Below are 22,712 nucleotides of genomic sequence, written 5' to 3' on the forward strand. Positions count from 1 at the left end.
GGCCGCAACGGTCTTCTTTATCAGGCTACTTGCGGGAGCGGGCGCGGGATTTGACGGATTTCTTGGCCGATTTCTTGCGGGAAATCGTAGAACGGTCATAACCTTCGTGATTATGCCCTTCTTCAGATACCGACTCGACTCCGCCTACGTTTTCGTCGCGACAAATATATTTGTACACGTCGCAGCGGACCGGAACGCAGTGATGCCGCGTGACGATCTCGATCGGGTGGACCACCGTGACTTGTTGAGGATGATACACATCGCGGTATACGGTTTGAACGGGATCGACGACCGTTTCGGGAGAGCAATGAGAATGACGGCAGGACATTGGGAAAAGCTCCTTTCCTTCGTGAGATGCTACATTGTACGAGTCCGAAGGAAAGATTGCTTGTGCCAATGCCATGGCGGGCTAAACGTTGGGTCTCGGGCGCTTCTTCTTGAAGCGGGGAGCGACGTAATTGTGCTTGCGGTCGCGGAAGAAAATCCAGCCGCCGATGAAGCCGATGCCGACCGCGAACAGAATGAAGCCGACAATGAACGTCAGCCAGCTGAATTTCGGTATGACGGCGTCGTTGCCGAACGCGGCAAAATAGTCGAACGTAGCCGTTTTCATCTGGAGAAAGCCAAAACAGGCGACGATGCCGGGAATGACCAGAATGAGAATGGCGACAAACCTGGAAATGACTGCTTTCATGTCGTTCTCTCCTTCAACCGACCTGATTGCGGAAAAATGAGGCCAAGTGCAGGAACAGCCTTATTTCATCATACTTCAACAAATGCCGGCTTGTCCATGCGGTGTTCTTCTCCGGCGAAAAGGAGTAGAATAGGTTCTCGGAGGAGAAGGGAATGTCCCCCTTCACCTCGACATGACGAATGCGGAAGCGTTCCGCATGCAACGGAAGGGATCGATCGCATGCCAATTCAAGTGGACGTCGCCGTGCTCGGCGGCGGGCCCGGAGGCTACACAGCCGCTATCCGAGCCGCGCAAGAGGGAAAAAAAGTCGCGATTGTGGAGCAAGCCAAGCTGGGCGGCACTTGCCTGCATCAAGGATGCATACCGAGCAAGGCGCTGCTGCGCAGCGCGGAGGTCTATGCTACCTTGCTCCATGCAGATACATATGGAATCAAAGTGGACCGGGAAGCGGTGAAGCTTGACTTCGCCGGCGTGCAAGAGCGCAAGGAAAAAACGGTCGATCAGCTGCATCGAGGGCTGCAACAGCTCATGAAAAAGCATGGGATCGAAATCATCCGAGGCCGGGGACGGATCATCGGACCGTCGATCTTCTCGCCAAAAAGCGGCTCGCTGGCCGTGGAGCTGGAGGACGGCGAGATGGAGTCCGTCGTCTCCCGTCATCTGATCGTCGCGACCGGCTCCCGGCCGCGGCTGCTGCCGGGATTGGAAGCGGATGGCGAGCAGGTGCTGACGAGCGATGACGCCTTGCGCATGGAGACGCTGCCTTCTTCGATGCTGATCGCCGGAGGCGGCGTCATCGGCATCGAATGGGCGTCGATGCTGAGCGACTTCGGCGTAAGCGTGACGCTCGTGGAAGCCGCATCGCGCGTGCTGCCGGGAGAGGATTCGGACGTATCCGCGGCCGTCTCCAAAGCGCTGGCGGCACGCGGCGTGCGTATTCTGACCGGCGCCGCGCTGCTGCCGGAATCGTTGCGCAAGGACGGCGACGGAGTGAGCGTGGCTGTCCGCAAGGGAGAGACGGAGGAGCGGCTGCAGGCGCAGAGGCTTCTCGTCTCGATCGGACGCCAGGCCAACGTAGAGGGCATCGGCCTGGAAAATACCGACATCGCCGTGCAGGACGGCTGGATCAAGGTGAAGCCGACGCTGCAGACCGCTGAGCCGCATATCTATGCGATCGGCGATGTCACCGGCGGGGTGCAGCTGGCTCATGCCGCCGCTCATGAAGGCATCGCCGCCGTCGAGCATCTGCTCGGACTCGCTCCGCATCCGGCGGCGCCGCATCGCATTCCGCGCTGCGTCTACAGCCGCCCGGAGACGGCCAGCGTCGGCTATACGGAGGAGCAGGCGCGCGCCGCGGGCCATGATCCGATCACGGCCAGGATTCCGTTCGCGGCGATCGCCAAGGCGATCGTGCAAGGCGATCCGGACGGCTTCGTCAAGGTGATCGCCGACCGCGGCACGCAGGATCTGCTCGGCGTGCATATGGTCGGCGCTCATGTGACGGAGCTGATCGCCGAGGCTTCGCTGGCGCAGTTCCTCGATGCGGCTCCATGGGAGGTCGGAGCGAGCTTCCATCCGCATCCAAGCTTGTCGGAGGGGCTCGGCGATGCGATGCTGGCGACGCTCGGCAAATCGCTGAGCTTCTAAGAAGGGACGACCGGCGAAGCGGCCGGTCATCCCGCTGCGAAGGCGAAGGGAATCGGCCGGAGGACGGCAAAGGTTCCCTTTTTCCTTCTTGAGCGTTATAATACTGCTATCAAGTATTAGTACCAGGTATCAAAACTGGAGATGAAGGAGGTTCCTCCATGAGCCGACAACAGGTGGATTCCCGCCATCGCGAGCTGGGCTTGTCCGACGAGGAAGCCGTCGGAATGTACAAGATGATGAGGAGCGCGAGGATGTTCGACGAGCGGGTGCTGCTGCTGCAGCGCGCCGGCAAGATCAACTTCCACGTCTCCGGCATCGGACAGGAGGCGGCTCAGGTCGCGGCCGCGTGGGCGCTCGATCGGGACGAGGACTATTTCCTCCCGTACTATCGCGACTACGGCTTCGTGCTGTCGGTGGGCATGACGCTGCGCGAGCTGATGCTCTCGGTGTTCGCCAAGGCGGAGGATCCGACGAGCGGCGGCCGGCAGATGCCGGGCCATTTCGGCCACAAGAAGCTGCGCATCGTTACGGGCTCGTCTCCCGTGACGACACAGGTGCCGCATGCGGTCGGCATCGCGCTCGCCGCCAAGATGAAGGGGCAGAAGCTGGTCAGCTTCGTGACGTTCGGCGAGGGCTCGAGCAATCAGGGCGATTTTCATGAAGGCTGCAACTTCGCGGGCGTCCACAAGCTGCCGGTCATCCTCATGTGCGAGAACAACCAGTATGCGATCTCCGTGCCGGTGCACAAGCAGCTCGGCGGCCGTGTCGCGGATCGCGCTCTAGGCTACGGCTTCGAGGGGCTGCGCGTAGACGGCAACGACGCGCTGGCCATATACGCCGCGGTCAAGGAAGCCCGCGAGCGGGCGCTTGCCGGCGGCGGACCGACGCTGATCGAAGCGATGATGTACCGGCTGTCGCCGCATTCCACCTCGGACAACGACCTGGCCTACCGGACCAAGGAAGAGGTCGAGGAAAATCGCGGCCGCGACGGCGTAGCGGCGTTCAAGCGCTACCTGGAGGAAGCCGGCATCTGGAGCGCGGAGCAGGAAGACGAGCTCGCCGCGGCGATCCGCAAGGAAATGGACGAGGCGACGCGCTACGCGGACGAGGCTCCGTTCCCGACGCCGGAGAGCACGCTCTGGCATGTGTATGAAGGCGATGCGCCGCAAGGAGGACGTTAACATGCCGGTCATGGATTATATCGAGGCGATCCGCCTCGCGATGAAGGAAGAGATGGAGCGCGATCCGGACGTATTCGTGCTGGGCGAGGATGTCGGCGTCAAGGGCGGCGTCTTCACGACGACCAAAGGACTGCAGGAGCAGTTCGGCGAGGCGCGGGTGATGGATACCCCGCTGTCCGAGTCGGCGATCGCCGGCGTGGCGATCGGGGCGGCGATGTACGGCATGAAGCCGATCGCCGAGATGCAGTATTCCGACTTCATGTTCCCCGCGACGAACCAGATCATCAGCGAGGCGGCCAAGATCCGCTACCGCTCCAACAACGACTGGAGCTGTCCGGTCGTCATCCGCGCGCCGATCGGCGGCGGCATCTTCGGCGGGCTGTACCACTCGCAGTGTCCGGAGTCGGTATTCTTCGGCACGCCGGGACTGAAGATCGTCGCGCCGTATTCGCCGGCCGACGCCAAGGGGCTGCTGACGGCGGCGATCCGCGATCCCGATCCGGTCCTGTTCTTCGAGAACAAGAAATGCTACCGCCTCGTCACCGGCCCGGTGCCGGAGGGCGAGCATGTCGTGGAGATCGGCAAGTCGAACGTGCTGCGCGAAGGCGACGACATTACGGTCATCAGCTACAGCCTGCCGCTGCACTTCGCGCTGCAGGCGGCGGAGGAGCTGCAGGAGGAGGGCATCAGCGCCCACATCCTCGATCTGCGCACGCTGCAGCCGCTCGACAAGGAGGGCATCCTGGCCGCCGCGCGCCGCACGGGCAAGGTGCTCATCATCCATGAGGACAACAAGACCGGCGGCATCGGAGCCGAAGTATCGGCGATCATCGCCGAGGAGATGCTCTACGAGCTCGACGCGCCGATCCGCCGGCTGTGCGGTCCGGACGTGCCGGCGATGCCGATCAACCCTCCGGGGGAGAAGTTCTTCATGCTGAACAAGGACAAGGTGCTGGCCGCGATGAGAGAGCTCGCGCTGTACTGATCGGCGGATCCCGTCCGCCAGCATACTGATCCGGGGGCCTGCGACCGGCCTTCCCGGCAAGGAGCGAATTCCGATGAAAGCAGCAACGATCCACGAAATCGTCATGCCCCAGCTGGCCGAGTCGGTCGTCAACGCGACGATCGAGCGCTGGCTGAAGCAGCCTGGCGACAAAGTAAGCATGTACGAGCCCTTATGCGAAATCATCACCGAAAAAGTCGGCGCCGAAATTCCGTCGACGATTGAAGGCACGCTGGTCAAGCTGCTCGTCGGCGCCGGCGAGACGGTCGAGGTCGGCACGCCGATCTGCCTGATCGAGTCGGAGGCGGCCGGCGAGCCGGCTGTGCCGGCGGCGCAGCCTCCGGCAGCGAGCGGAGAGCGCGCAGCAGCCGCGCCCGCCTCGGCGGGAACGCCTGCGGGCCGTCCCGCGGCCGCCGAGGGCATGCGCGGCCGCTATTCCCCGGCCGTGCTCCAGCTGTCCGCCGAGCATGGCATCGACCCGTCCGCCGTACCCGGCACGGGCGCGGGAGGCCGCGTGACGCGCAAGGACATCCTGGCCTATGCCGCAGCGGGCGGCCGTCCGGCCGCGTCTCAGACGCCGGCTCCGCAAGCGGCGCAGGCGGCATCCGCCGCTCCTGCCGCGGCGCCGCAGCCGGGCGCCGGCGACCGGATCGTCGAGGCGAGAGGTCCGGTGCGCTCCACCGGGCTGCATTTGACCGAGACGCCGCGCATCCCGTCCGTAGAGATCGAAGGCCAGGCGATTCCAGGGCGCGGGGAGACGTTCATCGACGTCACGCCGGTCCGCAACACGATCGCCTCGCGCATGCGCCAGAGCGTGACGGAAATTCCGCATGGCTGGATGATGATCGAGGTCGACGTAACCAACCTCGTCGTGCTCCGCGGCAAGCTCAAGGACGACTTCCGCAAGCGCGAGGGCACGAACCTGACGTACCTGGCCTTTTTCATCAAGGCGGTCGTCAATGCGATCAAGGACTTCCCGATCATCAACTCGGTCTGGGCGGTCGACAAGATCATCGTCAAGCGCGACATCAACATCTCGCTGTCGGTCGGCACGGAGGACTCGGTCGTCACCCCGGTCATCAAAAACGCCGACCAGAAAAACATCGCCGGCCTGGCGCATGAGATCGAGATGCTCGCCCGCAAGACGCGCGAGGGCAAGCTGAAGCTCGACGACGTGCAGGGCGGCACGTTCACCGTCAACAACACCGGCTCGTTCGGAGCGATCCTGACGCAGCCGATCATCAACTACCCGCAGGCGGCGATCATCACGTTCGAGTCGATCGTGAAGCGGCCGGTCGTCATCAACGACATGCTGGCCGTGCGCTCGATGGCCAACATCTGCCTGTCGCTCGACCACCGCATCCTCGACGGCGTCATTTGCGGGCGCTTCCTGCAGCGCGTCAAGGAGAATCTGGAGAGCTTCAATTCGGAAACGCATCTGTACTGAGCCTAAAAAGCACCTACGACAACGACAACAGGAGCAGGAGGAACCGCGGATGGACGCGAATCATGAAGCGCGGCCGCTGGCCGCGCGATACATCGACTTCATCGATTACGGAGAGGCCTGGGAGCTGCAAAAGGAATTCGTAGGGGAGATCGACCGGGAGGAGCGCGTGGAGACGCTGCTCCTTCTTCAGCATCCTCCGACCTACACGCTCGGCACGGACCGCCACCCGGAGCATCTGCTGCTCGACTCGGAGGAGCTGAGCGCGCGCGGCATCTCGGTCTACGAGATCGACCGCGGCGGCGACATCACCTATCACGGTCCGGGGCAGCTCGTCGGCTATCCGCTGATCCGGCTGGACGCCAAAGGGCTCGACCTGCACGGCTTCCTGCGCGAGCTCGAGCAGGTGCTGATCGACTGGCTGGCCGGCTACGGCATCGAGGGCGGGCGCAAGCCGGAATTCACCGGCGTCTGGGTCGGGGACCGGAAGATCGCCGCGATCGGCATCAAGTTCAACCGCTCGCGGACCCGCCGCGGCTTCGTGACGAGCCACGGCTTCGCGCTGAACCTCAAGGCGGGGATCGGCGAGGAAGGCTTCGCCGGCATCGTTCCATGCGGCATCCAGCAGTTCGGCGTCACCTCGTTCGAGGATCTGACCGGCCAGGCGATGGAGCCGGAGCGGGCGGCCCGGGAAATTCTGCCGCATTTCATGCGGCGCTTCGGCTTCCGTCCGGGCTGACCGTCCAGGGTTGGCCGTCCGGACTGGCCGCTGAAAAAAAAGACGGGACTCGCGGCGCGGCGCGCCGAAAGTCCCGTCCTTTCTTAAAACAGCAGACCGATGCTCGATACGACGGTCGTCACCAGCAAGGTGATCAGCACGACGTAGATGACGATCTTGATGGCTCGTCCTTGCGGATTCAATGAGATCTACTCCTTCCGAAGGTCGCCTGCGGCTGCGGCGAGGCGAGTCAGCTTCACCTCTCTATTGTACCGAAAACCTCCGCGAAAAGCCAAGCCTCCCCAGGCGGCTTCGGCAAGGCGGAAGACCAAGCAGCGGCAAGCCTGCGGGCGTAGCCGGAAAGGCGGAAAAAACGATGATCCAGCGCGAAAGGCTGATCGAGGAGTTCATGGAGCTGGTGCGCGTCGACAGCGAGACGGGCGACGAGGCGGCGATCAGCGAGGTGCTGAAAGCGAAGTTCGGAGCGTTCGGATTGACGATCGAGGAGGACGAGGCGGCGCAGGCGACCGGCCACGGCGCGAACAATCTGTTCGTCACGCTGCCGGCCTCGGAAGGCGTCTCGGGACCGACGATCTTTTTCACCTCGCATATGGATACGGTCCGTCCGGGGAAAGGCATCCAGCCTAGGCTCGACGGCGACGGCTACCTGCGCAGCGACGGCACGACGATTCTCGGCAGCGATGACAAAGCCGGGCTGGCCGCGATGCTGGAGGCGCTGCGCGTGCTGAAGGAGACGGGAGCGCGCCATGGCGAGGTGCAGTTCGTCATCACCGTCGGCGAAGAATCAGGCCTGGCGGGGGCGAGGGCGCTCGACCGCTCGAAGCTGCGCGCCGAGTTCGGCTACGCGCTCGATTCCAACGGGGAGATCGGCGGCATCGCGACGTCCGCACCTGGGCAGGCGAAGATCCGGATCGAGGTGACGGGCCGGAGCGCGCATGCCGGCGTCAATCCCGAGGACGGCATAAGCGCGATCCAGGTCGCATCCAAAGCGATCGCGCGCATGCCGCTCGGCCGCATCGACCACGAGACGACGGCCAACATCGGCCGCTTCGAGGGCGGCGGCGCGACGAACGTCGTCTGCGACTCGGCGCTGCTGCTGGCCGAGGCGCGCAGCGCCGACCGCGCCAAGCTGGAGCGGCAGATCGAGGCGATGCGCCAGGCGGCGGAGTCCGCGGCCGCGGAGTTCGGCGCCGCCGCGAAGCTGGAGGCGACGCATCTGTATCCGTCGTACAAGCACAGCGACGACTCGCCGGTCGTGCAGGCGGCCGCCGAGGCGATCCGCGCGATCGGCCTGCAGCCGCGCACATTCCCTTCCGGCGGCGGCAGCGACGCCAACATCTTCAACGGCTTCGGCGTGCCGACGGTCAATCTGGCGATCGGCTACGAGCATATCCATACGACCAAGGAGCAGCTCAAGGCGGACGATCTCGTCCGTACCGCCGAGCTGGTGAAAGCGATCATCGAGCGCGCGGCCAGCCGCTAGCGAGGGCCGGGTCCGTCCCGAAATGGCAGGCGGACCGAACGCTCTTGCCGCGAGCGACGGCACGGCAAGCGGCCCGCCTGCCGGCGGGCCAAGCAGGCCGCGCCTGCCTGCATGCGCGCCGAGCAGGCCGCGCCTAGCGCCGGGCGCCTTTTTTGCCCGCAGGGCCGGCTGCCTGCCGCAGAGGGGCGCCTGCTCCCGCCTCGCGCGCAAGCCTTCGCAGCGTATGGCGGATTTCCCATGCTTTTCCGACGAGCCTCAGCTCTTTTTCGCCGATATACATTTTCATGACGACATTCCGCCTTCCGGATCGTTATGCCTTCACGATATGCAGGAAGCGGACAAGCTATGCCATCAAGGGAGGAAGAAGCGCATGAACGAGCGTAGCCAGACGGACGGACGGCCGGGAGCGGAAGTGACGCTGTCGAGCGAAATGAAATATTCCGGGAAGATCATCACGCTGCAGGTCGACCAGGTGCGCTTGCCGAGCGGCGCGACCGCCTCGCGCGAGATCGTCCGCCATCCCGGAGCGGCGGCGGTCATCTGCATCGTGGACGGCAAGCTGCTGACCGTCGGCCAGTACCGCAAGCCGATGGACAAGTACCAGGTCGAGATTCCCGCCGGCAAGCTCGATCCCGGCGAGGACCCGGCGGTCTGCGCGGCGCGCGAGCTGAAGGAGGAGACGGGCGTGAGCGCGTCGAGCATGAGGCTCGTCGACGCCTTCTACACGTCGCCCGGCTTCGCCGACGAAAAGCTGTACCTGTACGTCGCCGAAGGGCTCGAGCACGGGGCGAGCTCCCCGGACGAGGACGAGGACCTGCATGTCGAGGCGCTGACGATGGAGCAGGCGCTGTCGTATATCGAGCAAGGCCTCATCGGCGACGCCAAGACGCTGATGGCCGTCTATTTGTGGAGGCTGTCCGAGCTGACCGGCCGGATCGGCCTTCGCGGCTGAGCTTCGGCAGGGCGCCTCGTGCCGCCTCCGTTCATGAACCGGCCTGTCCGCGCATAGGCTAGCATGTGGACAACACGGCGGCCGAGGAGGGACGGACGATGCGGGCAGGCGGAGGCATGGGAAGGACCAAGGAAGAGCGGCTGCTGTTCGCCGCCGCGGCGTTCCTGTGCGCGGCGGGCATCGTCTGCGGCGCGCTGCTCGCCGGCAGCCTCGGCGAGGAGCAGCGGAATCTGCTCGCGGCCGACTTGAGCCGGTTCCTGCTGAAGCTCTCGACGGAGGGCGTTCCGCAGGGAGCGTCTTCGTTCTGGACCGTCTACTGGCTGCACGGGCGATGGCTGCTGCTGATCGTCCTGCTCGGCGTCTCGGTCATCGGCCTGCCGCTGCTCGCCGCGCTCGACTTCCTCAAAGGCGTGCTCGTCGGCTTCGCCGTCGCGACGCTGGCGATCCAGCACGGCGGGCGGGGCGTCGCCTTTTCGCTCGTCGCTGTCGCGCCGTCCAACCTGCTCGCGCTGCCGGCTTATCTCGCCGCCAGCGCGGCGGCCGCCGCGTTCGCCCTGCATCTGGTCCGCTTCCGGCTGATGCGCCGCCAAGGGCCGCTGCTGCCTGCCGCGGCGTCCCTTTCGGGCACGGCCGCCGCTGCGGCGCTGCTGCTGGCGGCCGCTGCTGCGGCGGAGGCTTGGCTGTCTCCGCCGCTGATGGCATGGGCCGCGCAGTGGCTCGTCCCGGGCTGAATCATTGACTTCCCGTTCCTCTAGCAACTATAATAGAGTCATAAGTGCCGGCGGCTAGCCGGCTTTCTTGTGGCAGGGGGGAAGTCATGGAAGCCCGGATCGATTCCATCAAGCAGCAGCTCCAGTCGCAGGGCTACAAGTTGACCCCGCAGCGCGAAGCGACCGTGCGCGTTCTCCTCGAGAACGAGGACGATCACCTGAGCGCCGAGGACGTGTTCATGCTCGTCAAGGACAAGGCTCCCGAGATCGGCTTGGCCACCGTGTACCGCACGCTGGAGCTTCTCAGCGAGCTGCATGTCGTAGAGAAGATGAATTTCGGCGACGGCGTCGCCCGCTATGACCTGAGGACGGACAACAGCAAGCATCATCATCACCATCTGATCTGCGTCCAATGCGGATCGATGGAGGAGATCAAGGATGACTGGCTCGGTCCGCTCGAAGAACGGCTGGAGGCCGAATACGGCTTTGCCGTGCTGGACCACCGCCTTGATTTCCAAGGCATCTGCAGACGCTGCAGAGAAACCAACGATTCCAAGAAACCCTGACAGCTCCGAATTCATCGCTCCTGCAAGCAGCGGGCGATGAATGCCGGAGCTGTTTGATCGTTCAGAGGCCATAGGCGTTGTCAGCGCCTGCGGCGCAGGAACGGATGGGTCCCGGGATAAAAGACCGAGCCGATCCGCCCCAGCTGCAGCAGGCCGGCGCCTTGAGCGCGGCGCGAAGCGCCGGCAAGCGGCTTCGCCCATCGCTTCAGCACGGGCGCGACCGCCGCGGACGGCAGGCCGGGATTGGCGGCGAGCAGCAGCGCCGCTCCGCCGGCGACATGGGGCGCGCTCATGCTCGTGCCGGAGTCGATCTCGTAGCCTCCGTTCAGCCAGCAGGAGCAGATCTCGTCGCCGGGAGCGGTCAGGTCGATGCCTTTGCCGCGGCTGCTGAACGGCGCGATGCGGTTCCGGCGGTCGGAGGCGGCGACGGCGATCGTCTCCGGATAGGAGGCCGGCACGTCGATGCCGCCGCTGCGCACGCCTGCGTTGCCGGCGGCGGCGACCAGCACGAGGCCGGACTTGCGCGCCCGGCGCACGACCCGCCGCAGCGCGGCGCTGCGAGAGCCGGGAGGCAGTCCGAGGCTCATGTTGACGACGTCCATTCGCTGGCGGATACACCATTCGATCGCGTCGAGGATGCTGCTGAGGCTGCCGAAGCCGTCGGCGTCGAGCGCCTTGACGGCATAGAGCGAGGCTCCCGGCGCGACGCCGAGCGGACCGCCGCCGCTGCCGCGTCCGGCGGCGATGCCGGCGACATGCGTGCCGTGCCCGTTGTCGTCGCGGTAGGACTTGGACTTGCCGCCGCTGACGTTGACGCCGCCGGCCACGCACAGATCCGGATGCGGCCCGACGCCGGTGTCGATGACGGCGAGGCGGACTCCGCTTCCGAGCGTGCGCCTCCAGACCGCAGGCGCCTCGACGCGGCGGATGTTCCACGGCAGCTTGCCGCATGGATGGCCTTTCCCGCGACAGCTTTTGCCGCGGCGGAGCGGCCTGACGAGCCTCCCGCCGCTGCCGCAGCGGGCGCAGCCGCCGGAGCCGAGCGCGCGCACGACGGCATCCTTCTCGAGGCTGCGCAGCTCGGGATGGCGGCGCAGCTCCCGCCAGGAGACCCGCCGGTCGAGGCGCAGGCAGAGGATGCGGCTGGATTTCCAGGCGCGCAGCGGCTTGATGCCGGCGCGAGCAAGCTCCCGGACCGCCTCTTCATAAGCGCGGCGGCTCCGCAGCACGACGATGCGCCTCGCCGCATGCCGCCCCGGCCCGCTGCAGGCGCAGGCGCGCAGGCAGCTTCCAATCGAGTTCTTCTTCACGTTCGATTCCCTCCTTTCCGTTAACGTATGGGATCGGAGCCGGAGAGGATCGGGCGGATCCCCCGGCCGGGCGGAGCGGACATACTCCGCTCGTCCGCCGCATAGGCTGGAAGAGCAACCGAAGGAGGGCCGGCCATGATCGTTTCCGTACGCAGATGGTTGTCGAGGCTCGTCTTCGCGCTGCTGTTCGCCTGCCTGACGGCTGCCGTTTACGAAGGCTTCCGGCTGGCGGACAGCTGGGTCCGCCCGCTCGATCCGTACGCGCCGCCGCGAGGGCAGGCGCTCAAGGTGTTCGAGCCGCATGAGGCTCCGCCCGAAGGCGGCACGATCGCCGACCGGCTGCGCTGGTTCTATTACAACGGAGAGTAGGCGGCGAGCGCTCCCAGACGCCTGCAGCAAGCGGTCCGGACGAAGCGTCCGGGCCGCTTGCGCATGCGTTTGCCGAACGTGCTCGGAGCGACTATACTTTGAGCGAGGGGGACGATTGCATGGAGCTGAGCCAATGCCTGTACGCCTGGCTGGACGAGCTGGAAAACGGGCGCCGCGTCGCGCCGGCGACCTACGACGCCTACAAGCGCGACCTCGAGCATGCGATCGCCTGGATGGAGCGGCAGGGCATCGGCGCCATCGGCGCCGTCACCCGCCATCATCTGGCCAAGTATTTGCAGGCATGCCGGGACGACGGGGCGCGCAGCGCGACGGTCAGCCGCCGGCTCGCCTCGCTGCGCTCGTTTTACCGGTTTTTGACCCGCGTCGGCTATACGGAACGCGATCCCTCGATGCATGTGGAGCTGCCGCGCCGCGAGCTGGCGAAGCCCGTCGCCCTCACGCTCGACCAGGTCGAGCAGCTGATGAACGCTCCGGCGACGGACAGCCCGGCCGGCCTTCGCGACAAGGCGATGCTGGAGCTGCTGTACGGCTCCGGCATCCGCGTCTCCGAGCTGCTCGCGATGAAAGCGTCCGACCCCCAGCCCGGACTCGGGTACGTCCGAGTGTGCTCCCCCCGCAAAAAAGAGCGCATCGTGCCGCTCGGCCAAATCGCCGCGGGCTGGATCGGCCTTTATTTGCGCGAAGGCCGGCCGGCGCTGCTCGAGCAGCGGATCGGAGGCGCGGCGGCCCGCATGGGGGCGGCGGAGCCGGAGGAGCTGTTCCTGAACGTCTCCGGCGAGCCGCTGTCGCGCCAAGGCTTTTGGAAGACGATCAAAAAGCATGCCCGCAGCTCCGGCATCGAGGACGGCGGGGCGATCACGCCGCATACGCTGCGCACGTCGTTCGCCGCCCATATGCTGGAGCGGGGAGCCGACCTGCGCGCCGTGCAGGAAATGATGGGCCACGAGGGCATCGTATCCACGGAGCGCTACGCGCTCGGAGACCGGCCGCGGGTCAAGGACGTCTATGAGCGGTCCCACCCGCGCGCGGGCTTCGGCACCCGCGTCCTCGATCCGGAGCGCGAATGACGAACAAGCAAGCCAACGACGAGAGGAAGAAGTAGCATGAGCATCCAACAGCAAGCCAGCCATATTCAAGAAGCGGTCGCCTATATCGCGTCCCGCAGTCCAATCCAGCCGCAGGTCGGCCTCATCATGGGCTCGGGTCTCGGCATTCTGGCCGATCTGATCGAAGACGCCGTCACGATTTCCTACGAGGACATCCCGCATTTCCCGGTCTCCACGGTCGAAGGGCATGCCGGCGAGCTGCTCGTCGGCAAGCTGGCCGGCGTTCCGGTCGTTCTGATGAAGGGCCGCTTCCATATGTATGAAGGCTACGGCGCGGAGCTGACGGCATTCCCCGTGCGCGTCATGAAAGCGCTCGGAGCGGACAAGCTCGTCGTCACCAACGCCGCCGGCGGCATCAACACCACCTATTCCGCAGGCGACCTGATGCTGCTGTCCGACCATATCAACCTGACCGGCCGCAATCCGCTCATCGGGCCGAACGACAGCGCCGTCGGCGTCCGCTTCCCGGACATGTCGGAGGCCTACAGCCGCCGGCTGCGCGCCGTCGCCAAGGAGATCGCTTCCGAGCAAGGCTTCGAGCTGCGCGAGGGCGTCTATCTGGCCGTGCTCGGCCCGTCGTACGAGACGCCGGCGGAGATCCGCATGATGCGGACGCTCGGAGCGGACGCGGTCGGCATGTCGACCGTGACGGAAGTAATCGCGGCGCGCCACTGCGGCCTCGAGGTCGTGGGCATCTCCTGCATCACGAACATGGCTTCCGGCATTCTGGATCAGCCGCTTTCGCACGAGGAGGTCATCGAAACGACAGAACGCGTCAAATCCCGCTTCCTGGGCCTCGTGCAGACGCTCGTTTCGAGACTGTAGTCCCATTTCCGGCGCTCAAATGAGACTTTCGGCTCGACGCGTTCTGACAGCCTTTTCTTCCTCTCTGTTGTAGAATAGCCGCGATCAAAGACGAAGGTTGGAGAGGAATGGAATGATCGAGAACGCTCAGCTGCACCAGCAGATCGAAAGACTGCGAGGACAAATGGTCGAGACGGCTTCGCTGCAGAATACGCTGCTGCATGGCGAGGTGCTGCAGATCAGCCAGTCCTTGGATCTCCTCATCGTACAGGTCCAGGAAGAAAGGCTGACCCGACTCCGCAAATGACCGCTCCGGGCGAAAGCGCCGGAGCTTCCGCCAAGCAGGCAGCGCCTGCCGCAGGCGAAGACGCGATCCATGCGCCTTCCCGCGGCCGGCGCCGGCCTGCTTTTTTGCTGCGCCCGGGCTCGGGTTTCGGCCGCTTGGGAATATCCTCCATCGGAATGGGCAAGAATGGAAAGCAGAAGAATGCCGTCCTGCACTCAGGCGGCCGACGATCCATTTCGAGGAGGTACTTCTGTTGAAACGACTTACGGCTTTGCTTGCCGCTGCCATCGCGCTTACCCCGCTGACGGCAGCCGCTCCCGCCAGCGCGGGCTCGACCATCCCTCATGACATGCCGGCCTACGCGACGGCGGAGCCGGGCCCAGGCCCCGCGCTTCCGCTCCTGCCGGACGCTCTCCAAGCGGGCAGCGCGGCCGGAGCGCCGGCCGCCTCCAGCGATCTCGCCCCATCGGCGCGATCGGCGATCGTCATGGACGCGGACAGCGGCACGGTCATTTACGAGAAGAACAGCCACGACAAGCTGCCGCCGGCGAGCATCACGAAGATCATGACGATGCTGCTGATCGTCGAGGCGATCCAGGACGGAAAGCTCAAGCTGACGGACAAGGTGTCGACGAGCGAGTACGCCGCCTCGATGGGCGGCTCGCAGATCTTCCTCGAGCCGGGCGAGCAGATGACGGTCGACGACATGCTCAAGGGCATCGCGATGGCGTCCGGCAACGACGCGTCGGTCGCGATGGCGGAGAAGATCGGCGGCACGGAGGCCGAGTTCGTCTCGATGATGAACGAGAAGGCGGCGCAGCTCGGCTTGAAGGATACCCATTTCGCCAATCCGAACGGGCTGCCCGCCGCGGACCACTACACGTCGGCCCACGACATCGCCGTCATGTCGCGCGAGCTGCTGAAGCACAGCCTCATCACGAAGTACACCGGCCAATACCAGGACTACCTGCGCAAGGACAGCGAGAAGCCGTTCTGGCTCGTGAATACGAACAAGCTCGTGCGCTTTTACTCCGGCGCCGACGGACTGAAGACCGGATACACGAGCGAGGCGAAATACTGCCTGTCCGCGACGGCGAAGCGCGACGGCATGAGGGTCGTGGCGGTCGTCATGGGCGAGCCCAATACGAAGACGCGCAACGCCGAGGTGTCGAGCCTGCTCGACTATTCGTTCGCGCAATACGCCAATTACCCGATCCTCAAAAAAGGCGACAGCATGGGCACGCTGGCGATCGAGAAGGGCGTGCAGGGCAAGCTGCCGGTCACGGCTCAGCACAACTACAGCATCCTGCTGAAAAAAGGCGCGGCGGCCAAGGACATCCGCTACGAGATCAAGTGGAACGCCGGCATCAAGGCGCCCGTCAAGATCGGCGATCCCGTCGGCAAGCTGATCGTCTACCAAGGCGATCAGGTGATCCAGGACTTCCCGCTGGAGATGCCGGTATCGGTCGAGAAGGCGGGCTGGTGGAAGCTGTTCAAGCGCTCGACGGGCAGCCTCTTCTCCTGATGGACCGCGGCCCGATTGCTGTCGCGGCCTGACGGCCAGCTTCTAGTTTTGTCGGCAGGCAGGAATGAGGACGGCCGGAGGAGAAATCCTCCTCCATTCAACGGGAGGAGTGAGCCGCGCAATGAGTCTTCATGTGGATCTGGAGCATCAGCGCCATATCTTGATCGTCCGATTGAAGGGCGAGCTTGACCACCACACAGCCGATTCGGTCCGCATCCGGATAGAGGAAGCGATCTTGAGAGGCGGCAGCACCGACGTTATCCTCAGCCTCAAGGAGCTCGCCTTTATGGACAGCTCCGGGCTCGGCGTCATCCTCGGGCGCTACAAGCTGCTCAAGAGCCGCGGAGGCAGGATGGTCGTCTGCGACGCGAGTCCGGGCGTCTACCGCCTGTTCGAGCTGTCGGGCCTGTTCAAGATCATGCCGATACACGACACCGAGAGCGATGCGCTCTCGAGCCTGGAGGTGGCTTTATGAGCGAGCGTCAGCCGGCAGCGGCCAATACGATGAAGCTGAGCTTCAGCGCGCGATCGGAGAACGAGGCGTTCGCGCGCGTCAGCGTGGCGGCGTTCATCTCCCAGCTGGATCCGACGATGGAAGAGCTGAACGACCTGAAGACCGTCATCTCCGAGGCGGTGACGAACTCGATCATCCACGGCTACGACAGCGACGAGACGCAGCTTGTCTCGATCGAGGCGACGATCAGCGGCGACTCGGTCACGATCGTCATATCCGACGACGGCGGAGGCATCGAGGATCTCGAGCTGGCCCGCCAGCCTCTCTACACGTCCAAGCCGGAGCTCGAGCGCTCGGGCATGGGCTTCACGATCATGGAGAATTTCATGGACAGCTTCGAGGTTGCCAGCGAGCCCGGCCGCGGCACTCGAATCGCCATGACCAAGCGCATTGAATCCAAAAAGGCGCTGTACAATTAGGCGCATAGGGGCTGAAACATGGATGCCGATCTGAAGAAGAACGCGGGTCCGTTCCTCGACGACGCGGAGGTGAAGCGCCTCATCGCGCTGAGCCAGTCCGGAGATTCGCTCGCCAGGGACACGCTGGCCCGCTGCAACATCCGCTTGGTGTGGTCGGTCGTGCAGCGCTTCATGAATCGCGGCTACGAGCCCGAGGATCTGTTCCAGATCGGCTGCATCGGCCTGCTCAAGTCGGTGGACAAGTTCGACCTCAGCTACGAGGTCAAGTTCTCCACGTATGCCGTGCCGATGATCATCGGGGAGATCCAGCGCTTCCTGCGCGACGACGGGACGCTCAAGGTGAGCCGTTCGCTCAAGGAGACGGCCAACAAGGTGCGCAAGGCGAAGGACGAGCTGGCCAAGACGCTCGGCCGGCTGCCGACGATCGGCGAGGTGGCGGAGTTCCTCGGCATCACGGCCGAGGATGTCGTCTTCGCCCAGGAGGCGAACAAGCCGCCCGCCTCGATCCACGAGACGGTGTTCGAGAACGACGGCGACCCGATCACGCTGATGGACCAGATCGAAGGCGAGTCGGGCGAGCGCTGGTTCGACAAGCTGGCGCTGAACGAAGCGATCGGCGGCCTCAGCGAGCGCGAGCGGCTGATCGTATACTTGCGCTATTACCGCGACCAGACGCAGTCCGAGGTGGCGGGCCGGCTCGGCATCTCCCAGGTGCAGGTTTCCCGGCTGGAAAAGAAGATCCTGCAGTCGATCAAGGAGCAGATCGCCCAGTAGGAAGGACGTCCATCGCGATCCCGCTCCTCTATATCGCATCATCAAGCCAGCCGCGAGGCTGGCTTTTTTTGGCTTGCGCGGGGGGCGGCTGCCTAGGAGTAGCCGCGCCGCAGCCGTTCCATACTAACCAAGAGTCGGAAATGGTGGCGGAAGGAGGCGGCGCCATGTCGCGCAAACGAACGAATGCCGGACCGATTCCCGTTTATTTGCGGCTGAAGAAGCGGATCTCCATCCCTCCGGAAGGGACGGTGCGGCTCGGCTCCGTCGTCCGGCTGCTGGCCGACGAGCCGCTCGCCGGGGAGCTGAAGCGGATTCCGCTCTACACCCATCGGCCGGAGGACGGCAACCGTGTCGTCATCGACGTGCTGCAGATCGTGAAGGCGCTGCGCGAGACGGCCCCCGACGCGGTCATCGAGACCTTCGGCGATCCGCAGGTGCTCATCCTCGTCGAGACTCCGTCCACCCGCTCGCCGCGGTTCGCCGTGCTGGCGGGAGCGTGGCTGCTGCTCTTTTTCGGGGCGGGGCTCGCCATCATGAACTTCCACACGGATGTGAGCATGAAGGAGGTGCATCAGCGCATCGCCTTCCTGCTGACCGGCAAGGAAACGCTGCATCCGCTCTGGTTCCAGATCCCGTATTCGGTCGGAGTCGGGCTCGGCATGGTGCTGTTCTTCAACCATCTGTTCCGCAAGCGGCTGAACGAGGAGCCGAATCCGCTGGAGCTGGAGATGTACAACTACCAGGAGAACATCAACGCTTATGTCATCGCCGACGAGATGGGCAAAAAAGCGAACCGCGTGGAGGGACGGGACGATGGCTGACCTGCTGGCGGGGCTGTTCATGGCGATGCTTGGACTGGCCGGAGGCATCGCCGTCGGCAGCGGCATGGTCGCGCTGCTGATCGTGTTCGACCTGATTCCGCGGCTCGCGCAGCTGGCCCGGGCGTTCCGCTTGTCGGCGGCGTTCGAATCGGCGGTCGTCGGCGGCTCGCTGTTCTGGACCTGGGCGGACTTCTTCGGCTGGCGCGCGCCGCTGCCCGCGGCGCTGGCGCTGCCGCTGCCCGGCCTGCTGTGCGGCATGTTCATCGGCATGCTGGCCGCGGCTTTGACCGAAGTGATGAACGTGCTGCCGATTTTGGCGAAGCGGCTGCGCCTGACCGGCTATCTGGGCGCGCTCGTCATGGCGATGGTGCTGGGCAAGACGGCCGGCTCGCTGTTCGATTGGCTGGTGTATCAATGGTAGGACAGAAGGAGGGAACCCCATGACGAAATGGCAGAAGGTGAAGCGGCTGGAGCATCCGGAAGAGCCGGTGGTCGAGGCGCGCGAGACGAGCGGGGAAAGCCGCTCCGGCGACGGATGGGAAGGGCTGCTGGAGGAGATCGATCGGCTGGAGCAGGCCGAGCGGCGGCATGAGCCGGAGCCGGTCCGCAGGGCAGAGAGGCCGGAAGGCCGCGAGGACTGGATGGAGGCGCTGCTGCTGGAGGCGTCGGCAGAGCCGGGCCGATTGCCGGAAGCGGAGTCCCGTTCCGAGGAGGGCGGCCTTGCGGAGGCGCTGCTCGACGAGGACGGAAGCGGCGAGGCGGAGGCGGAGCGGTCCCGGGTTCGGGAGAGAAGCGCCCGCGGCGACCACGAGCATGAGGATGAGGATGAGGAGGAGCGTGGGGATGAATGGGCGGCGGCTCTTCGAGACGACCGGACGGACGGCGGCCGAGAAGGCGAGAAGCGGGAGATGAGCCGGCCGGCCGGCCTCCATGAGGACGACCGCGATGGAGACGACCGCGATGGAGACGACCGCGATGGGGACGAACGACATGCGGACAGCCGTCATGCGGACAGCCGTCATGCGGACGACCGTCATGCGGACGACCGTCATGCGGACGACCGCGATGAGGATGACCTTCATGCGGACACCCGCGATGGGGATGACCGTCGTGGGGAAGCCCGGGGGGAAGGCGTCCGCACCGGAGCCCGCGAGGAAAAAGGGCGCGGCGGGAAAGCCGGAGAGGCTCGCCGCGGCGACGAAGCCGGCCGCGAGCTGCGCGCAGAAGCCGGCGCGCCTTCTCGCCGCGGCGATGCGGAGCGGGAGGATCGCGCGGCCGGGCATGGGCGCGAGGAGCGCAAGGAAAGCCGCGAGGCCGGCGGCCGGGGCGCCGGGAAAGGGCGCGGGGGCGGCGGAGTCTCCGAGGGCGGGAATTCCGCGCCGGGCACGGACGGAGATGCGCTGGAGCCGATTCCGGAGCGGATCGAGACGTTCGTCGATCGGCTGAAGGAAGAGGTCGGCTACAAGACGAGCTTCGACGTCGTCGTCCGCGAGATGACGCTCGGCGGCAAGAAGACGGCCTTTTTCATGATGAACGGCCTTTCGAGCGGCCTGATCATGACGGAGATCCTGCAGCGGCTGACGTTCCTGCAGACGGACAACCTGTCGGCGGACGCGCTGCATTCGTTCATGAAGCTGTACGTGCCCGCGGTGCAGGTGGAGCAGGAAGACGACTGGAACATGATGCTGACCGCCGTGCTGGGCGGATCGACCGGCATGTACATCGACGGCGAGAGCACGATGCTGATCCTCGATGCCCGCAGCTTCCCGGTGCGCAATCCGGAGGAGCCATCGCTCGAGCGGGTCGTGCGCGGCTCGCGGGACGGATTCGTGGAGACGCTGCTCATGAACGTCTCGCTCGTCCGCAGGCGGCTGCGCGATCCGATGCTGCGCTACGAGATTCTGCGGGTCGGCGAGCGCACGCGCAGCGACGTGTGCATCGCCTATATCGACGACATCGTGGACAAGGAGCTGCTGGAGTCGATCCGCGACAAAATATCCGCCGTCAAGATCGACGGGCTGCCGCTCGCCGACAAGCAGCTCGAGGAGGCGACGGTGAAGCGCGGCTGGAACCCGTATCCGCTCGTGCGCTATTCGGAGCGGCCCGACGTCGTCGCGGCGCATCTGCTGGAGGGCAACGTCGCGGTGTTCGTCGACACGTCGCCGAGCGTCATGATCCTGCCGACGACGTTTTTCGATCTCGTGCAGCATGCCGAGGAGAACCGGCAGACGCCGTTCATCGGCACCTACCTCCGCTGGCTGCGCTTCCTCGGCATCCTGGCTTCGCTGTTCCTCGTGCCGATCTGGCTGCTGTTCGCGCTCAACCCGACGATGCTGCCGGCGGCGCTGTCGTTCATCGGTCCGGCGAAGACCAGCAAAATTCCGCTGGCGCTGCAGTTCCTGCTCGCCGAGGGCGGCATCGACTTGATGCGCATGGCCGCGATCCATACGCCGACGCCGCTCGCGCTGGCGATCTCGCTCGTGTCGGCGATCCTCGTCGGAGACATCGCCGTGCAGACCGGACTGTTCGTCAACGAGGTCATTTTGTACATGGCGGTAGCCGCCGTCGGCATGTTCGCCACGCCGAGCTACGAGCTGAGCCTCGCCAATCGGATCGTGAGGCTGATGCTCATCTGCCTCGTCGCCCTGTTCCACGTTCCGGGACTCGTGATCGGCTGGACGGCCGTCTTCGCCATCCTCGTCATGCAGCGCTCGTTCAACCGACCGTACATGTGGCCGTTCATCCCGTTCGACGCCCGCGGCATGATGAATGTGATGCTGCGGATGCCGGTGATGATGAACCGGAAGCGGCCGAACCTGCTCCGTCCGCAGCAGCGCGACAAGATGCCGGAGCACGGCGGAGCCTGATCCAGGACGTTTGCCCGATGCAACAAATGCAAATGAAACGACAGAAAATCCATTACTCCTTCTCCCGAGGTTCGTTATACTGAGGTCACATTAGGACAAACGAACCCCGCCTGCCTGAGCCGGGGAGAAAGAGGTAGCGAATCCATGCATTTTCACGGAACATCCCGAATAAATGAACACGGCCGTCTGGAGATCGGAGGCTGCGATACGCAGGACCTCGCCGAGCAGTTCGGCACCCCGCTGTACGTCGTCGACGAGGCGCTCGTCCGCCAGCGGGCCCGCGAATACGTGGAGGCGTTCAAGGCGTCGGGCTTCCGCTTCCAGGTCGCCTATGCGAGCAAGGCGTTCAGCACCGTGGCGATGTGCGCCATCGCCGAGCAGGAAGGGCTGTCGCTCGACGTCGTCAGCGACGGCGAGCTGCACACGGCGCTGCAGGCGGGCTTCCCGGCGGAGCGCATCCATTTCCACGGCAACAACAAGACGCCGTTCGAGATCGAGATGGCGCTCGACGCCGGCATCGGCTGCTTCGTCGCCGACAACTTCTCGGAGCTGCAGCTGCTGAACGCCATCGCCGGCGCCAAAGGCCGCAAGGCGAACATCCTGCTGCGCATCACGCCGGGCGTCGAGGCGCATACGCATGACTATATCTCGACCGGCCAGCAGGACTCCAAGTTCGGCTTCGACCTGGCCGGCGGCGCCGCCTTCGAGGCGGTGCGGCAATCGCTGAGCCTCGATCATCTCGTCCTGCTCGGCGTCCACTCCCATATCGGCTCCCAGATCTTCGAGGTCGAGGGCTTCCGGATGGCGGCCGCCAAGGTGGCGGAGTTCGCCGTCAACGTCAAGGCCGAGCTCGGTCAGACGTTCCGCGTCATCAACCTGGGCGGAGGCTTCGGCATCCGCTACACGTCCGAGGACAGCCCGCTTCCGGTACGCGACTACATCGGCGCGATTACGGACGCGATCCGCTCGAACTTCACGGCGGCCGGCTATCCGCTGCCGGAGATTTGGGTCGAGCCGGGCCGCAGCATCGTCGGCGACGCCGGCACGACGCTGTATACGGTCGGCACGAGCAAGGACATCCCCGGCGTCCGCAAGTACATCGCCGTCGACGGCGGCATGACGGACAACCCGCGTCCGGCGCTGTACGAGTCCAAGTACGAGGCGGTGCTGGCGAACCGCGCCGCCGAGCCGGCCGCCGAGACGGTATCGGTCGCAGGCAAATGCTGCGAGAGCGGCGACATGCTGATCTGGGACCTGGAGCTGCCGAAGGCCGAGACGGGCGATCTGCTCGCCGTTTTCTGCACCGGCGCGTACAACTATGCGATGGCGTCCAACTACAACCGCATCCGCCGTCCGGCGGTCGTGCTGGTCAAGGACGGCAAGGCCGACGTCGCCGTGAAGCGCGAGTCGCTGGAGGACATCTCCCGCAACGACGTGCTGCCGGAGCGTCTGCGCAAGGCTGAAGTTCAGCCGTAAG

The 22,712-nt window shown here is 65.2% G+C and carries 25 protein-coding genes; 21 read left to right on the forward strand and 4 right to left on the reverse strand.

What is annotated here, in order from left to right; genetic code table 11:
* Positions 1–25 precede the first annotated feature (25 nt).
* Positions 26–328 carry a hypothetical protein gene (locus NYE40_RS10450; protein WP_084137433.1) on the reverse strand — a complete coding sequence of 101 codons (303 nt, stop codon included), beginning with the start codon at positions 326–328 and terminating at the stop codon, positions 26–28.
* An 81-nt stretch (positions 329–409) separates the two neighbouring features.
* Positions 410–694, reverse strand: a complete 285-nt coding sequence (locus tag NYE40_RS10455; RefSeq protein ID WP_028599842.1) for a DUF2627 domain-containing protein — start codon at positions 692–694, stop codon at positions 410–412.
* A gap of 219 nt (positions 695–913) precedes the next feature.
* Here NYE40_RS10455 and lpdA point away from each other — a divergent pair, with 219 nt between their 5' ends.
* The 6 genes from lpdA (at position 914) to NYE40_RS10485 (ending at position 8,191) form a co-directional block, all read left to right on the forward strand.
* Positions 914–2,341, forward strand: a complete 1,428-nt coding sequence (gene lpdA, locus NYE40_RS10460) for a dihydrolipoyl dehydrogenase (RefSeq protein ID WP_101809012.1) — start codon at positions 914–916, stop codon at positions 2,339–2,341.
* A gap of 158 nt (positions 2,342–2,499) precedes the next feature.
* On the forward strand, positions 2,500–3,522 hold the full coding sequence (locus NYE40_RS10465; protein ID WP_101809013.1) for a thiamine pyrophosphate-dependent dehydrogenase E1 component subunit alpha: 1,023 nt from the start codon (positions 2,500–2,502) through the stop codon (positions 3,520–3,522).
* Between the two features lies 1 nt (position 3,523).
* On the forward strand, positions 3,524–4,507 hold the full coding sequence (locus NYE40_RS10470) for an alpha-ketoacid dehydrogenase subunit beta (RefSeq protein ID WP_028599839.1): 984 nt from the start codon (positions 3,524–3,526) through the stop codon (positions 4,505–4,507).
* A 73-nt stretch (positions 4,508–4,580) separates the two neighbouring features.
* On the forward strand, positions 4,581–5,972 hold the full coding sequence (locus NYE40_RS10475) for a dihydrolipoamide acetyltransferase family protein (protein WP_101809014.1): 1,392 nt from the start codon (positions 4,581–4,583) through the stop codon (positions 5,970–5,972).
* A gap of 49 nt (positions 5,973–6,021) precedes the next feature.
* Positions 6,022–6,708: a lipoyl(octanoyl) transferase LipB gene (gene lipB, locus NYE40_RS10480; protein ID WP_043111595.1), complete on the forward strand. Its 687-nt coding sequence runs from the start codon at positions 6,022–6,024 to the stop codon at positions 6,706–6,708.
* A 355-nt stretch (positions 6,709–7,063) separates the two neighbouring features.
* Positions 7,064–8,191, forward strand: coding sequence for a M20/M25/M40 family metallo-hydrolase (locus tag NYE40_RS10485; protein WP_028599836.1), 1,128 nt, complete (start codon positions 7,064–7,066; stop codon positions 8,189–8,191).
* Positions 8,192–8,324: 133 nt separating this feature from the next.
* Here the strand turns inward: NYE40_RS10485 and mciZ are convergent, their stop codons facing one another.
* Positions 8,325–8,477, reverse strand: coding sequence for a Z-ring formation inhibitor MciZ (gene mciZ / locus NYE40_RS10490; RefSeq protein ID WP_084137432.1), 153 nt, complete (start codon positions 8,475–8,477; stop codon positions 8,325–8,327).
* A gap of 84 nt (positions 8,478–8,561) precedes the next feature.
* Here mciZ and NYE40_RS10495 point away from each other — a divergent pair, with 84 nt between their 5' ends.
* From NYE40_RS10495 to NYE40_RS10505, 3 genes are all read left to right on the forward strand, one after another.
* A complete protein-coding gene (locus NYE40_RS10495) occupies positions 8,562–9,143 on the forward strand; it encodes an NUDIX hydrolase (protein WP_028599835.1) in 582 nt (193 codons plus the stop codon).
* A gap of 98 nt (positions 9,144–9,241) precedes the next feature.
* Positions 9,242–9,874 (forward strand): stage II sporulation protein M, encoded by a 633-nt coding sequence (spoIIM, locus tag NYE40_RS10500; RefSeq protein ID WP_028599834.1) that lies wholly within the window; start codon positions 9,242–9,244, stop codon positions 9,872–9,874.
* Positions 9,875–9,960: 86 nt separating this feature from the next.
* A complete protein-coding gene (locus NYE40_RS10505; protein ID WP_028599833.1) occupies positions 9,961–10,419 on the forward strand; it encodes a Fur family transcriptional regulator in 459 nt (152 codons plus the stop codon).
* 80 nt (positions 10,420–10,499) lie between these two features.
* Here NYE40_RS10505 and NYE40_RS10510 read toward each other — a convergent pair whose 3' ends face one another.
* The gene (locus tag NYE40_RS10510) at positions 10,500–11,729 is read right to left on the reverse strand and encodes a S8 family peptidase (RefSeq protein WP_180968496.1); all 1,230 of its coding nucleotides are present in this window, start codon (positions 11,727–11,729) and stop codon (positions 10,500–10,502) included.
* A gap of 135 nt (positions 11,730–11,864) precedes the next feature.
* Here NYE40_RS10510 and NYE40_RS10515 point away from each other — a divergent pair, with 135 nt between their 5' ends.
* From NYE40_RS10515 to lysA, 12 genes are all read left to right on the forward strand, one after another.
* Positions 11,865–12,098, forward strand: coding sequence for a DUF4227 family protein (locus tag NYE40_RS10515; protein ID WP_028599832.1), 234 nt, complete (start codon positions 11,865–11,867; stop codon positions 12,096–12,098).
* A gap of 119 nt (positions 12,099–12,217) precedes the next feature.
* Entirely contained in the window at positions 12,218–13,186 is a 969-nt protein-coding gene (locus NYE40_RS10520) for a tyrosine recombinase (RefSeq protein ID WP_052333432.1), read from the forward strand.
* 36 nt (positions 13,187–13,222) lie between these two features.
* Positions 13,223–14,050 (forward strand): purine-nucleoside phosphorylase, encoded by an 828-nt coding sequence (locus NYE40_RS10525; RefSeq protein WP_028599831.1) that lies wholly within the window; start codon positions 13,223–13,225, stop codon positions 14,048–14,050.
* 112 nt (positions 14,051–14,162) lie between these two features.
* Complete coding sequence (locus NYE40_RS10530) at positions 14,163–14,336, forward strand: aspartyl-phosphate phosphatase Spo0E family protein (protein WP_084137430.1); 174 nt, start codon at positions 14,163–14,165, stop codon at positions 14,334–14,336.
* A gap of 232 nt (positions 14,337–14,568) precedes the next feature.
* Entirely contained in the window at positions 14,569–15,840 is a 1,272-nt protein-coding gene (locus NYE40_RS10535) for a D-alanyl-D-alanine carboxypeptidase family protein (protein WP_228551428.1), read from the forward strand.
* Positions 15,841–15,961: 121 nt separating this feature from the next.
* The gene (gene spoIIAA / locus NYE40_RS10540; RefSeq protein WP_028599829.1) at positions 15,962–16,315 is read left to right on the forward strand and encodes an anti-sigma F factor antagonist; all 354 of its coding nucleotides are present in this window, start codon (positions 15,962–15,964) and stop codon (positions 16,313–16,315) included.
* A 29-nt stretch (positions 16,316–16,344) separates the two neighbouring features.
* A complete protein-coding gene (gene spoIIAB / locus NYE40_RS10545; RefSeq protein ID WP_101809461.1) occupies positions 16,345–16,773 on the forward strand; it encodes an anti-sigma F factor in 429 nt (142 codons plus the stop codon).
* A gap of 18 nt (positions 16,774–16,791) precedes the next feature.
* A complete protein-coding gene (gene sigF / locus NYE40_RS10550; RefSeq protein WP_028599827.1) occupies positions 16,792–17,547 on the forward strand; it encodes an RNA polymerase sporulation sigma factor SigF in 756 nt (251 codons plus the stop codon).
* 164 nt (positions 17,548–17,711) lie between these two features.
* Complete coding sequence (locus NYE40_RS10555; RefSeq protein ID WP_101809017.1) at positions 17,712–18,368, forward strand: stage V sporulation protein AA; 657 nt, start codon at positions 17,712–17,714, stop codon at positions 18,366–18,368.
* Positions 18,361–18,789, forward strand: coding sequence for a stage V sporulation protein AB (locus tag NYE40_RS10560; RefSeq protein WP_028599825.1), 429 nt, complete (start codon positions 18,361–18,363; stop codon positions 18,787–18,789). The genes NYE40_RS10555 and NYE40_RS10560 overlap by 8 nt, the downstream gene beginning before the upstream one ends.
* Positions 18,790–18,808: 19 nt before the next feature.
* Positions 18,809–21,235 (forward strand): spore germination protein, encoded by a 2,427-nt coding sequence (locus NYE40_RS10565; protein ID WP_339279878.1) that lies wholly within the window; start codon positions 18,809–18,811, stop codon positions 21,233–21,235.
* Positions 21,236–21,379: 144 nt separating this feature from the next.
* Entirely contained in the window at positions 21,380–22,711 is a 1,332-nt protein-coding gene (gene lysA / locus NYE40_RS10570; protein WP_028599824.1) for a diaminopimelate decarboxylase, read from the forward strand.
* The last annotated feature ends 1 nt before the right edge of the window (position 22,712 follow it).

This window comes from Paenibacillus sp. FSL W8-1187 (assembly GCF_037965485.1).
Classification (GTDB): Bacteria; Bacillota; Bacilli; order Paenibacillales; family Paenibacillaceae; genus Paenibacillus_O; species Paenibacillus_O pasadenensis.

Coding starts and splice junctions, on each gene's coding strand:
- NYE40_RS10455 (WP_028599842.1), bottom strand. CDS start 694: ATGAAAGCAGTCATTTCCAGGTTTGTCGCCATTCTCATTCTGGTCATT.
- NYE40_RS10450 (WP_084137433.1), bottom strand. CDS start 328: ATGTCCTGCCGTCATTCTCATTGCTCTCCCGAAACGGTCGTCGATCCC.
- NYE40_RS10520 (WP_052333432.1), top strand. CDS start 12,218: ATGGAGCTGAGCCAATGCCTGTACGCCTGGCTGGACGAGCTGGAAAAC.
- spoIIAB (WP_101809461.1), top strand. CDS start 16,345: ATGAAGCTGAGCTTCAGCGCGCGATCGGAGAACGAGGCGTTCGCGCGC.
- mciZ (WP_084137432.1), bottom strand. CDS start 8,477: ATGAAAATGTATATCGGCGAAAAAGAGCTGAGGCTCGTCGGAAAAGCA.
- NYE40_RS10555 (WP_101809017.1), top strand. CDS start 17,712: ATGTCGCGCAAACGAACGAATGCCGGACCGATTCCCGTTTATTTGCGG.
- lpdA (WP_101809012.1), top strand. CDS start 914: ATGCCAATTCAAGTGGACGTCGCCGTGCTCGGCGGCGGGCCCGGAGGC.
- NYE40_RS10475 (WP_101809014.1), top strand. CDS start 4,581: ATGAAAGCAGCAACGATCCACGAAATCGTCATGCCCCAGCTGGCCGAG.
- NYE40_RS10530 (WP_084137430.1), top strand. CDS start 14,163: ATGATCGAGAACGCTCAGCTGCACCAGCAGATCGAAAGACTGCGAGGA.
- NYE40_RS10560 (WP_028599825.1), top strand. CDS start 18,361: ATGGCTGACCTGCTGGCGGGGCTGTTCATGGCGATGCTTGGACTGGCC.
- NYE40_RS10525 (WP_028599831.1), top strand. CDS start 13,223: ATGAGCATCCAACAGCAAGCCAGCCATATTCAAGAAGCGGTCGCCTAT.
- lysA (WP_028599824.1), top strand. CDS start 21,380: ATGCATTTTCACGGAACATCCCGAATAAATGAACACGGCCGTCTGGAG.
- NYE40_RS10470 (WP_028599839.1), top strand. CDS start 3,524: ATGCCGGTCATGGATTATATCGAGGCGATCCGCCTCGCGATGAAGGAA.
- NYE40_RS10465 (WP_101809013.1), top strand. CDS start 2,500: ATGAGCCGACAACAGGTGGATTCCCGCCATCGCGAGCTGGGCTTGTCC.
- NYE40_RS10485 (WP_028599836.1), top strand. CDS start 7,064: ATGATCCAGCGCGAAAGGCTGATCGAGGAGTTCATGGAGCTGGTGCGC.
- lipB (WP_043111595.1), top strand. CDS start 6,022: ATGGACGCGAATCATGAAGCGCGGCCGCTGGCCGCGCGATACATCGAC.
- NYE40_RS10565 (WP_339279878.1), top strand. CDS start 18,809: ATGACGAAATGGCAGAAGGTGAAGCGGCTGGAGCATCCGGAAGAGCCG.
- spoIIM (WP_028599834.1), top strand. CDS start 9,242: ATGCGGGCAGGCGGAGGCATGGGAAGGACCAAGGAAGAGCGGCTGCTG.
- spoIIAA (WP_028599829.1), top strand. CDS start 15,962: ATGAGTCTTCATGTGGATCTGGAGCATCAGCGCCATATCTTGATCGTC.
- sigF (WP_028599827.1), top strand. CDS start 16,792: ATGGATGCCGATCTGAAGAAGAACGCGGGTCCGTTCCTCGACGACGCG.
- NYE40_RS10515 (WP_028599832.1), top strand. CDS start 11,865: ATGATCGTTTCCGTACGCAGATGGTTGTCGAGGCTCGTCTTCGCGCTG.
- NYE40_RS10505 (WP_028599833.1), top strand. CDS start 9,961: ATGGAAGCCCGGATCGATTCCATCAAGCAGCAGCTCCAGTCGCAGGGC.
- NYE40_RS10495 (WP_028599835.1), top strand. CDS start 8,562: ATGAACGAGCGTAGCCAGACGGACGGACGGCCGGGAGCGGAAGTGACG.